General features: G+C 24.3%; 11 protein-coding genes. All 11 read left to right on the top strand.

The genetic code is table 11. The features are described from left to right. Nucleotides 1–328: 328 nt before the first annotated feature. Nucleotides 329–1,525, top strand: a complete 1,197-nt coding sequence (gene rsgA / locus AC07E4_RS10380; protein WP_430829296.1) for a ribosome small subunit-dependent GTPase A — start codon at nt 329–331, stop codon at nt 1,523–1,525. Nucleotides 1,526–1,719: 194 nt separating this feature from the next. Further along, a complete protein-coding gene (locus tag AC07E4_RS10375) occupies nt 1,720–2,460 on the top strand; it encodes a DUF1266 domain-containing protein (protein ID WP_478216341.1) in 741 nt (246 codons plus the stop codon). 129 nt (nt 2,461–2,589) lie between these two features. Then, nucleotides 2,590–3,315, top strand: coding sequence for a class I SAM-dependent methyltransferase (locus AC07E4_RS10370; protein ID WP_040328861.1), 726 nt, complete (start codon nt 2,590–2,592; stop codon nt 3,313–3,315). An 89-nt stretch (nt 3,316–3,404) separates the two neighbouring features. Then, nucleotides 3,405–4,145, top strand: coding sequence for a 2,3-diphosphoglycerate-dependent phosphoglycerate mutase (gpmA, locus tag AC07E4_RS10365; protein ID WP_040328862.1), 741 nt, complete (start codon nt 3,405–3,407; stop codon nt 4,143–4,145). A gap of 394 nt (nt 4,146–4,539) precedes the next feature. Then, complete coding sequence (locus AC07E4_RS10360) at nt 4,540–5,286, top strand: PHP domain-containing protein (protein WP_478216340.1); 747 nt, start codon at nt 4,540–4,542, stop codon at nt 5,284–5,286. 32 nt (nt 5,287–5,318) lie between these two features. After that, on the top strand, nt 5,319–6,929 hold the full coding sequence (locus tag AC07E4_RS10355) for an STM4015 family protein (RefSeq protein WP_478216339.1): 1,611 nt from the start codon (nt 5,319–5,321) through the stop codon (nt 6,927–6,929). Between the two features lie 5 nt (nt 6,930–6,934). Next, nucleotides 6,935–8,083, top strand: a complete 1,149-nt coding sequence (locus AC07E4_RS10350) for an STM4014 family protein (RefSeq protein ID WP_478216338.1) — start codon at nt 6,935–6,937, stop codon at nt 8,081–8,083. A gap of 5 nt (nt 8,084–8,088) precedes the next feature. Then, nucleotides 8,089–8,931 (top strand): STM4013/SEN3800 family hydrolase, encoded by an 843-nt coding sequence (locus AC07E4_RS10345; protein WP_478216337.1) that lies wholly within the window; start codon nt 8,089–8,091, stop codon nt 8,929–8,931. 33 nt (nt 8,932–8,964) lie between these two features. Continuing rightward, nucleotides 8,965–10,284, top strand: coding sequence for an STM4012 family radical SAM protein (locus AC07E4_RS10340; protein WP_478216336.1), 1,320 nt, complete (start codon nt 8,965–8,967; stop codon nt 10,282–10,284). A 2-nt stretch (nt 10,285–10,286) separates the two neighbouring features. Continuing rightward, the gene (locus AC07E4_RS10335; RefSeq protein ID WP_478216335.1) at nt 10,287–11,135 is read left to right on the top strand and encodes an STM4011 family radical SAM protein; all 849 of its coding nucleotides are present in this window, start codon (nt 10,287–10,289) and stop codon (nt 11,133–11,135) included. 265 nt (nt 11,136–11,400) lie between these two features. After that, nucleotides 11,401–11,715, top strand: a complete 315-nt coding sequence (locus AC07E4_RS10330; protein ID WP_478216334.1) for a rhodanese-like domain-containing protein — start codon at nt 11,401–11,403, stop codon at nt 11,713–11,715. Nucleotides 11,716–11,982: the final 267 nt, after the last annotated feature.

Genomic DNA, 11,982 nt, shown 5'->3' with positions numbered 1-11,982 from the left:
GTTTATGAAAGGAGTTGATTTATATGATGATGAATAAAAAGGTGATTTTAGTTTAAAATTTAATATGGGCGTAAATATAACTTGTAGATATATTTTGATTTAAGTTATATTTCGTGATGATATAACCTTTCATAAAATTTTTATATCTATGTAATAAGAATATAATAAGCACATACTTATTTTGTTCCGTAGGTAATAACCAAATTTTATAGGTTGTTATGCTACGGTATTTTTACGCCTTTTTTTAGAAAAAAGAAAGGAAGTGATGTTTTTATGAAAAATTTAATTTTTATTTTTAAAAATTTTTATAGAAATTTGGAGGAATTAAATGAATAATAAAAGCATTGAAGATTATGGTTATACAGAGTTTTTTAAGAATCAAACTAAATTATATAATATGAAAGAAAAGGACTTAATAGTTGGAAGAGTAATAGAAGTTCAAAAAAGTAAATATAAAATTATATCAGAATATGGTGAAAAAAATGCAATTTTAAAAGGATCTGTATTTTTTTATGAAGATGAAGATAAAATATATCCATCAGTAGGAGATTTTGTATTAGTTAAAAGAAATTTATATGGGGAAGATGTAATTTATAAAGTATTAGAAAGAAAAACTAAATTTTCTAGAATGGATCCTGATAGTGAAACTGAGCAAGTTGTGGCTACAAATTTTGATTATGTTTTTATCATGACTTCTCTTAATCATGATTTTAATATAAAAAGGATAGAAAGATATTTAACTATAGCTTATGAAAGTGGAGCTACACCAGTAATTGTTTTAACAAAATTAGATTTATGTAATGATTATGAAACTTATATTGAAAGAATTAGAGATGTATGTATAGGTGTGCCAATTATTCCTATAAGTTCAGTTACAAAAGAAGGTATAGAAAATTTAAGTGAATATATTAAACCTATGAAAACAATAGTATTTCTAGGATCATCTGGTGTTGGAAAGTCATCTCTCGTAAATTTAATGGCTAGTGAAAGTATTATGAAAGTAAGTGGTATTAGAGAATGTGATAGTAGAGGAAGACATACAACAACTCATAGAGAACTTATTATTCTTAAAAATGGTGGTATGATAATAGATACTCCGGGAATGAGAGTATTAGGAATGTGGAATGCACAGGATGGAATTAATGAAAATTTTACTGACATTGAAGAAGTTATATCTAAATGTAAGTTTAGTAATTGTCATCATGATAGCGAACCAGGGTGTAAGGTAAAGGAAGCCTTAGAAAATGGAAATCTTTCTATTGAAAGATGGAATAATTATTTAAAACTTCAAAGGGAAATTGAATTTGCTAAACGTAAGGAGAATATTAGAAATAATAAAAGTAGCAAAAATAAGTATAATAAGAATGAATTAGATTTAGCATTGGATTTACTTGAAAATGGCTATTCTCATTGTAAAGTAACAAAAGATACAAATTTAAATAAAAGTATAGTAACAAGAGAAATGAGAAAAAGAAAAAACTTAAAAACTAAAAAAACTATTGAAAAGAAAATTCTATATAAATAAGTAAAAAAACTGTATTTTAGCAACTTTAATTTTGCTGAAATACAGTTTTTTATACAGTATTTAACAAAATAATGCATAAAAATCCTAAATTAATTACAATATTATATATAATCATTTGAAATATATTTATAAATTTGGTAAAATTAAAAAGTTGAACTAAAAAATGTAATTAAACAGATTAAGGGGGAAAATTTATGATTATTTTATCAATAATTATTGTATGGCTAGTTATCACTGTTATTTTAGATATAAAAAAGGGAAAAAAATATAGTATGAAGATAACACCTACAATGAAATTCATTTTTGCTGTTGGAGCAAATACTAATAAAAATGCGGATTGTAATGCAATTGATTTAGGTGGTAATCCAAGTAATAATTGGGCTAAGAGACATATGAGGAAAATGTTAAAATCAGGTTGGAATGTTAAAAGTGAGGAAGATTTAAAGGAAACAATACATTGGCTATTTAATGGTGGTCACAATGTTGAATGTATGGAATTAATAGGAAGATATAAGCAAGATGCAGAGTCAATAAAATCTAAAAAATTCTTTAAAGCTGATAAAGAAAATGATAAAAAAAATTTAGAAAAAATTGCATCTGAATATGAAAAACAAGGAATATTAGCATGGGATTTATGTAGAGTATGCAATGTGGCTGGATGGGGATTTTTAGCAAAATACATATCATATGAAGAAGCGATAAGTATATGTGTTGATGCATGCAAAATGCTTCAATCAAATTATGATTCATGGGATCATATGATGGAAAGTTATTTTTTAGGTCTTTGGTATTGGGGAAATGGTGGTAGTAATAATAGTATTGCAAGTAGAAGGTTATGGTACATAAGCTCTAAAAATGATCCATGTGGAACATATAGTATACATTGGAACACCATACTTGATGTTAATGATGTTATACCACCAAGAAAAAAATAAATATAAATTTTTAAAGATAAACTTTTCAAAAGTTTATCTTTTATTTTTTTACTGTAACATAAGTTATTTATATATACTAGAAATAGTGAAATAATATTATTAGAATTAAAAACTATGGAGGAATTAAAAATGAAATTTTATGATGAAATCTCAAATTACTATAAATACATATTCCCTATGTCAGGTGTTACATTAGACTTTTTAAAAGAAAGCTTTCAAAATGGCAATACAATATTAGATGTTGCTTGTGGAAGTGGAGAATATACAATAGGTTTAAGTAAAGAAGGATATAAGGTTAATGGAATAGACTTAGATGAGAAGATGATAGAAAAAGCAAAAGAAAAATCTAGAACTGAAAATGAGTTAGTAGAGTTTAAAGTGGGTAATATATTAAATCTTAGTAAGAGTTATAATAATAAATTTAATGGAATATTTTGTATAGGAAATTCTTTAGTTCATTTGGATAACAAAGATGAAATAGAAGTCTCATTAAATGAAATGAAAAATTTACTTGAAAGTAATGGTGTTTTAGTAATTCAAATTATCAATTATTATAAGGTATTGAATTTGAACTTAGATGGGTTACCAACAATAAAAAATGAAGAAAAAGGATTAGAATTTATTCGTAAATATGTTAGAAAAGATGATAAAATATTGTTCAATACTATACTTAAAATTGAAAATAACAATGAACTTTCTAATAGTGTGGAACTTTTTCCTATAACTTATGATGATCTTATTGTTAGTTTAGAAAGAATAGGATTTAAAGATATTGAGTTATTTGGAGGGTTTAATAAAAATGAATTTGATAAAGATAAATCAATGCCTTTAGTAATAAGATGTAAAAAAGCTTAAAGACAATCTTTGCATTGTCTTTTTTAGTATATATTTAACCCAAAATCTTCATAATACTATTACAAAGTATTATGAAGGGAGACTAAAAAATGAAAAAGTTAGTACTTGTAAGACATGGTCAAAGTCTTTGGAACATGCAAAACAAATTTACTGGTTGGACTGATGTAGATTTATCAGAAAAGGGGTTAATAGAAGCAAGAAAAGCTGGAGCTGTATTAAAACAAAATGGATTTACATTTGATATAGCATATACATCTTATTTAAAACGATCTATAAGAACACTCTGGATTATACTTCATGAAATGGATTTAATGTGGATACCGGTACATAAATCTTGGAGATTGAATGAAAGACATTATGGAGCACTTCAAGGATTGAACAAAGATGAAACTATAGAAAAATATGGAGAAGAACAAGTTCAAAAATGGAGAAGATTTGTAGACGTAAATCCACCAGAATTAACAAAAGATGATCCTAGATATGCAGGTAATGAACTTAGATATAGTCATTTAAGTGAAGATGAAATACCTCTTACTGAAAATTTAGGAGATACAGAAAAGAGAGTACTAGAAGAGTGGAACAATGAAATAGCACCACAAATAAAGGCTGGCAAAAACGTTATTATATCAGCACATGGTAACACATTAAGAGCCTTAGTAAGATATTTAGATGATATGTCTAGTGATGGTATAGCAAACTTAAATATCCCTACTGGAACTCCATTAATATATGAATTAGATGATAATTTAAAACCTATAAAACATTATTATTTATCAATAGAAGGAGAACTTTCTAATGATGAAATTCCAAAATATATAGATGTACTTTAAAATTATTAACTTAGTTAAAACACTTAGAAATTTAATTATCTAAGTGTTTTTTACTTTAAAGGTTTTAGTTAAATCATAATTTGATAAGATTAAAATCTTAGATACAAAGGGAAATAATAATTTTTGTAGCTAAAAGAAAAATATTAATTAATATGTAGGGTGGAATTCATTCCACTTGACTTAGGATAGTGATTAAACAAAAGATTGTAAAGACTAAAATCTAAGCTCTTATAAAAGTGAAAACTATAAATAAACTTACAAAAATTTTAACAATGTATTAAAATTTTACAAAAATACACGAATATTAATATAAGGTTTTTAAAAATTATAGTAATTAATTAGATAAATTTAAAGTTTTTATAAAATTTATCTAATTAATATTGGGAGTAAGATTATGAAGATAGTTGATGATTATCATACGCATACATTATTTAGTCATGGAATTAATAGTATAGAAGAAAATATTAAATATGCAATAGATAATGGGATGAGTACTATAGCAATAACAGATCACGGACCAGCATATAAACCTTATGGTATAGATATAAAAGAGTTTGATAAGATTAATTCACAAGTAGACTTTTTAAAAGAAAAATATAAAAATCAAGTAAATATACTTTTAGGCATTGAAGCTAATATTATAAATGAAAATGGAGATTTAGATATAAGTGAAAGTATTATAAATGAGTTAGATATATTGTTAGTTGGATTTCACTTTGACATAATAGATGTATCTTATTTGAGTGAAGTAAGAAGCTTATTAAAAAGACATGAAGGTATAGAAAAATATATAGATAAAGATTTATATAATCATATAAAAGATGTTAATACCAAAGCTATGATTAATTCTATAAATAAATATAACATAGATATAATTACACATATAAATGACAAATTTCCTGTAGACGTTTTATCTATTGGAAAAGTATGTACAAAATATAATACAGTTATAGAGATAAATAATTTTCATCGTCATCCTAATATAAGTGAAATTAAGCTTTTAAATGAAATGGATAATTTAAAGTTTTCATTTGGAAGTGATGCTCATAGGTCAAAGGACGTTGGAAATTTTAAAAATATACAAAGAAAAATATCAAATATAAATATATGTTATGAAAATATAATAAATAAAATTATATAAAAATAAGTTGTTATATTTTAGAAAGGAAGTTTATGAATAAAGAACTATTAGATTTAATTGAAAAAACAATAGGTGAAGATATTAATAAAATTGATGAGAAATTAGTATTAAAGGCTAAAAAAAATAATGATTGTGCAATAAATGAAATTGGTGAATTGTATGATTATGGCATGGAAGTAGATGAAAACTTTGATAAAGCTAAAGTTCTATATGAAATGGCTATAAATTTAGGTAATAAAAAGGCTTTATGCAACTTAGGATGGCTATATTATAATGGACAAGGTGTTGATAAAGATGATAATAAAGCTAAAAAGTTATTTAATGATGCTATAAATGCTGGAGAAGCATCTGCTTTTTACGGATTAGGGTATCTTTTCGAAGAAAATGGTGATTTTCAACCAGCAATAGAAATGTTAAAAAACCTTATAAAATTACATGAAGAAAAAGACTTAAAATGTAAAGAAGTAGAGTGGTCCTATACATTACTAGGTGACATATACATAGATAAAATAAAACCAATGAATTTAGAAAAAGGTATGCTTTATTATAGTAAAGCTATTGAACTTGGAAGTTCTTGTGCAGCTAGAAGTTTAGGGGATATCTATTACTATGGAAAAAGCATTGAAAAAGATTTAGAAATTGCTAAAAATTATTATGAGCAAGTTATAGAGTGCGATAATTGCCTTGAAATAGCAAAAAATAGACTTAATAGTATAGAATATATGAAGAAGCAAGAGGAGGAAGAAAAAGTGAGAAAATTTAATTTGGATAATTTAGAATGCTTAAATAGGGGTACAACAAAATTTTTTACTGAATATGATGATGGCAATAAAATATCAGATTTAATAGAAAAATATTTAGAAAAACATAATACATATGACAATAAAGAGTTGATTATTGGATATTGGGAAGATGCGTGGGAAGATGATTCAGAAGTTTCAGGAATAGTTGAAACTATAGTTAAAAATAAAGATAAATTTAGAAGTTTAGAAAGTGTGTATTTTGGAGATATGGACTGTGAAGAATGTGAAATATCTTGGATAGTAAATACAAACCTTGCTCCACTTGTAAATGAATTAAAATTAAAGTCATTTACAGCTAAAGGTGGAAATGATTTAAGGTTCGAAAATATGAGAAGTGAATCATTAAAAGAACTTATAATTATTTCAGGAGGAACTAATAAAAAAACAATACAAGATATAATTAATGCGGATATTCCTAATTTAGAAAAATTAGAATTATATCTTGGAGATAGTAATTACGGGTTTGATGCAGAGATAGAAGATTTAAAACCATTTATGCAAAGAGAAAGATTTCCTAAACTTAAATATTTAGGAATTAAAAACAGTGAAATTCAAGATGAAATTTGTAATGAAATATTTAAGAGTAATATATTAGAGGGCTTAGAGGTTTTAGACATGTCTTATGGTACTTTATCTGATAAAGGTGCTAATATTATAATTGAAAATATAGACAAGCTTAAAAATTTAAAGGAATTTAATATAGAATACAATTTTATATCTGAAAGTTTATTAATGAAGTTAGAAAATGAACTAGAAAAACTTAATATAAAATATTTAACTAGCCAAGAAGATGTTTATGATATGGATGAAGAGTATAGATCACCATTCATAACAGAGTAAAACTTATGAACACAAAATTTTTAATTATTGGTGATGAAAAGGGAAAAAGAATAGAGGTTTTTCTAAATTGCTTAAAAAACAAATCATTTTATAATTATAATGTTTTAACTTGGCAAGAAATTATAAATAATCAAGGAGAAATAAAAAAGTATTTAGAAAATGGAACTATTGTTAAAATAGAACCACCAGAGAAGGATTTATATTTATATAAGTCATTTCTAAAAATAGGATTAAAAGAAAATAATTTAGATGAAAGAAAAATAGATAATATAGATTTTTCAAAATGTCCCATAATAGATCCGTCAAAATGGTATAAAGGTATAGAAAAAGTGTTTTTAGATATAGATTTTCAAATTAAAAATAGTGAACACGGAAATATTTTTATGATGAATGATATAAATGAAAGTTTAATAATGATGGATAAGAAAAGAACATATGATATGCTTGAAAAAAGTTCATATATGAATAAAGAATTTTATTTACCTAAAAGATTAAAATCCTATAAAAATTATAATGAATTTAGAGAGGAAGTAGAAAATAAGTACATAAAATGTTTTATAAAACTACGATGTGGCTCAGGTAGTGAAGGTGTAATAGCATATAGCAATAATCCTAGATTTAATGAAGAAAAAATACACACATCACTAAATTACTCAAAAGAAGAAAATATTTTTTATAGTGGATACAAGGTTAATAGTACAACAGAAAAAGATATTATAAAAAAACTGATAAATTGGGTTTTTGAAAATGGAGCACATGTAGAAACTTGGATACCAAAAGATAGATATAATGGATTGGCTTTTGATACTAGATCAATAGTTATAGATAAAAAATCTGAGTATTTATTAGGGAGATTAAGTAAAACACCAATTACTAATCTTCATTTAAAAAATGAAAGAAAAGAATCTATAGAATATTTAAATAAAGAAAAATTAAATACAATAAAAACTGCTTCAGAAGCAGTTATGAATGTTTTTAATAATTCATTTTTAGCTGGTATTGATGTTGTAAATAGTAGAAATGGAAAACCATATATAATTGATGTTAATCCATTTGGAGATTTACTTCATCATTTAATTGGAACTAATAAAAATATATATTATAAAGAAATAGATAAATCAGTTAAAAAAATTAAATTAATGGGAGAGAGTTAGAATTTATGAACTATAATATGAATGAAATTGTTGGAGACTATGATATTCTTTTTATAACATTAGACACATTAAGATATGATGTATTTAAAAGTGCATATGAAAAAGGTATTTTAAAAACTTTAGGGAAATATGGTCCTTTTGAAAAAAGACAAACTCCAGGAAGTTTTACATATGCAGCACATCACAGCTTTTTTGCAGGTTTCTTGCCAAGTCCTAGTGAATATGTTCCAATAAATGAAAGAGAAAATTTATTTTTTATGGATAATCAAATGATTAAGGATTTTCATATGGAAAACACATTTCTTTTTAAAGAAGAGAATTTTATAAAAGCACTTGAAAACAAAGGATATACAACTATTTGTATAGGTGGTGTTATATTTTTTAGTAAAATAAATGAGGTTTGTAGTACTATTCCTAATATGTTTATGAAAAGTTATTGGAATCCTAAATTTTCAGTAAATAACAAGAATTCTACAGAAAATCAAGTTGACTTTGCAATTGATAAATTAAAGAAACTAGATAATAATGAAAGAGTTTTTCTATTCTTAAATATTTCAGCTATACATGGTCCAAATTATTTTTATTTAGATAAATATGACAATGATAATAAAAGTAATAAAAGAACATTATTAGGTTCAACACTTGATTGTGTTGAAAGTCAGGAAAAAGCTCTTGAATATGTAGATGAATCATTAGAAAAATTATTTGATTTTATGAAAAAAAGAAATAAAACATTTTGTATAGTTACATCTGATCATGGAACTTGTTATGGTGAAGATGGATATGAAGGTCATAATTTAGCACATGAAGTTGTATGGACAGTTCCTTATAAACACTTTTATATATAACATTTTAATTAAAATGTGAAAGGACTAATTAGTATGCAAAACATTAAAGATACGATAATAGATAATCCTTATAAAAATTATATGTACTCCTATCCACATAAAAAATCTTATAGAGAATTTAATGAAAAAATAGATTTAAAAAATTTATGGGTAAATAGGAAAAATGATAAGATAACTTTATATATTCATATTCCATTTTGTAAAAGCAAATGTGGATATTGCAATCTTTTTTCAAGTACTAAAGTAAATAAAAGTAATATGAAAGCTTATATAAATACACTTGTAAGAGAAATGACAGATTTAAAAGATGTATTACAAATAAAAGATGAGTGTATATTTGAAAGTGTGATATTTGGAGGTGGAACTCCAACTATGCTACCAATAGATGATATGAAATTTTTATTAGAAAGTATACAAAATATTTTAAACGTAGATTTCAAAAATGTATTTTTTTCAATAGAAACATCACCAACTACTATGAATGAAGAATATATGAAGCTTTTAAATAGTTTTTATATAAATAGAATAAGCATAGGAATTCAAAGTTTTTTTAAAAAGGAATTAGATGAAATATATAGATTTGAAAGTTTAGAAAACATAGAAAAAGCATTAGATATAATATTTGAAAATAATATAGATATAAGAAATATTGATTTAATTTATGGTATTCCATCACAAACAATAGAATCATTTTTAATTTCACTAAAAAAAGCATTAAGTTATAATCCGGAAGAGATGTTTTTATATCCTCTTTATATAAGAGAAAAAACAAAGTTGTATGAAAATAATCATAGAGATACTGAAAAAATGTTAGAAATTTATAAAGTAGCAAAAAAGATTCTTATAGATAATGGATATATACAAACATCTATGAGAAACTTCATTAGACAAGATATGAAAAATGAGTTATATCCGTCTTATGAATGTCAAGAAAGTGAAATGATAGGACTAGGGTGTGGGGCAAGATCGTATATAAACAATATCCATTATTCAAGAAAGTATGCAGTAAAAAGAGAGAGAATAGATAATATAATAGATGAGTATATTGATGAAGAAAATTTTAATTATGCTACATATGGATATATATTATCAGAAGATGAAATGAAAAGGAAATATGTTATAAAATCTATTTTGAAAATATCTGGATTAGATATGAAAAAGTATTATGATAGGTTTAAAACAAATGTTCTTGATGATTTTTCAAAATTAAATAAGTTAATAGAAAGCGGTTATTTAATCTTAGAAGGAAGTAGAATTTATCCTTCAGAAAATGGATTACAGTTTTCTGATTCAATAGGAGAAATGTTTATATCAAAAGAAGTACAAAATAAAATTGATTTGTTTGAGGAATAAAAGTGAGGTATACATTAATTTATAGATGCAATATAAAGTATTGTAATTATACATGTAGTTATTGTCCATTTTCAAAATATACATTAAATGAAAAGAATATAGAAAAAGATAAACAGATGTTTAAAAAGTTTATAGCTTTTCTTAAAAGTAGTGAAGATAATTTTAAAATTTTAATAGCACCTAAAGGTGAGGTGCTAGGGTTTGATTATTATAAAAACAATCTTACAGAGCTTAGTAATTTACCTAATATAGATGAATTAGTAATTCAAACTAATTTAAGTGGTGATTTAAATTGGCTTAAAAATGTAGATAGGGATAAATTAAAATTATGGGTAACATATCATCCAGATCAAGTTAAGCTAGAAAAGTTCTTATTACAAATAGAAAAATTAATAAAGTTAAATGTAAAATTTAGTGTAGGAACTGTAGGAATTAAAGAAAATATAAATAAAATTTGTGTACTAAAGGACAAGTTGTTAAATATAGATAAAAAGATATATTTATGGATAAATGCATATAAAGATATTAAAGATTATTACAGCAATGAAGATATAAATAGGTTAGTAGAAATTGACGAATACTTTAATATAAATAATAAAAATTATATTTGTGATTATGAAAATTGTAATGCAGGAAAAAATGTATTTTGGATAGAGGGAAATGGAGTAATACATAAATGTTATAGAAATAATAATCCATTAGGCTCTATATATAAAGATAAGTTAAATAAACTTAAAGAGATACCTGCGAGAAAAAATGAAATTTGTAAATGTTATACAGGATATATACACTTGCAAAACTTATGTTTAGATTTAGTTTATAAAGAAAGTTTACTTGCAAGAATAAAATAGTAACTTTACAATAAAAAAGATATGTGAGATGGAATGCACATATCTTTTTTATATTATAAATTAATAAATTAAATTCTATTAGAAACATAGGAAAATAAGCTCAGTTCAATATTATTTTTTATCTATAAATATATTGAGTATTTAAGTCATTATAGGGTTCCAAATCATTAATAAAGGAATAAAATACAAATATAGGTTTATAAGCTGATAAGAGTATAAAGTGAAAATTTATCTTAAAAATCTAAAAATTTAGGAGATGGTAAATATGTATGATTATTCATATAGAAGTAATGATATATATATAAACAATATAGATTCACTAATAGGAAAAATTGATTTAATAGATATAAGAGATGCATATGATTATCAAATGTCAACTATACGAACTGCTAGAAATATACCTATGAATGAGTTATTGTCAAATCCCAGCTATTATTTAAGAGAAGATAAGATATATTATATTATGTGCCAATCTGGAAAAAGAAGCTCAAGAACTTGTAGTGAGTTAAGAGGATTAGGTTTTAATGTGATTAATGTAATAGGTGGTTTTAGTTCATATACAGGATCAAATAGAATTTAAAAGGGAATTTAAATATATAGGAATCCAAGTTGGAAATTTAAGTTATTCATGTTTCAGTTGAGAATTTTAATGCTAATTATTAATCTATATTTTTAAAATTGACAATGGACAATTGACAGTGAATGTCTCATAGGCCCCTATAGAAATGTAGACTCATAATTCAAATGGAATTATACTAGGATTAATGAATGGAGGGGTGCATTATGAGTGGAAATTTTATTAGAAAATATACTGAAGAAGAACGAGTGAAAATTGTGGAAGAGGCTG

The sequence above is a fragment of the Clostridium amazonense genome, from assembly GCF_056431285.1.
Note: the sequence above shows the minus strand (reverse complement) of the source record. Positions and strands in the feature narration are given on the sequence as shown.

Excerpts from the sequence above, each read along its gene's own strand:
- rsgA (WP_430829296.1), top strand. The coding sequence starts at position 329 with ATGAATAATAAAAGCATTGAAGATTATGGTTATACAGAGTTTTTTAAG.
- AC07E4_RS10375 (WP_478216341.1), top strand. The coding sequence starts at position 1,720 with ATGATTATTTTATCAATAATTATTGTATGGCTAGTTATCACTGTTATT.
- AC07E4_RS10370 (WP_040328861.1), top strand. The coding sequence starts at position 2,590 with ATGAAATTTTATGATGAAATCTCAAATTACTATAAATACATATTCCCT.
- gpmA (WP_040328862.1), top strand. The coding sequence starts at position 3,405 with ATGAAAAAGTTAGTACTTGTAAGACATGGTCAAAGTCTTTGGAACATG.
- AC07E4_RS10360 (WP_478216340.1), top strand. The coding sequence starts at position 4,540 with ATGAAGATAGTTGATGATTATCATACGCATACATTATTTAGTCATGGA.
- AC07E4_RS10355 (WP_478216339.1), top strand. The coding sequence starts at position 5,319 with ATGAATAAAGAACTATTAGATTTAATTGAAAAAACAATAGGTGAAGAT.
- AC07E4_RS10350 (WP_478216338.1), top strand. The coding sequence starts at position 6,935 with ATGAACACAAAATTTTTAATTATTGGTGATGAAAAGGGAAAAAGAATA.
- AC07E4_RS10345 (WP_478216337.1), top strand. The coding sequence starts at position 8,089 with ATGAACTATAATATGAATGAAATTGTTGGAGACTATGATATTCTTTTT.
- AC07E4_RS10340 (WP_478216336.1), top strand. The coding sequence starts at position 8,965 with ATGCAAAACATTAAAGATACGATAATAGATAATCCTTATAAAAATTAT.
- AC07E4_RS10330 (WP_478216334.1), top strand. The coding sequence starts at position 11,401 with ATGTATGATTATTCATATAGAAGTAATGATATATATATAAACAATATA.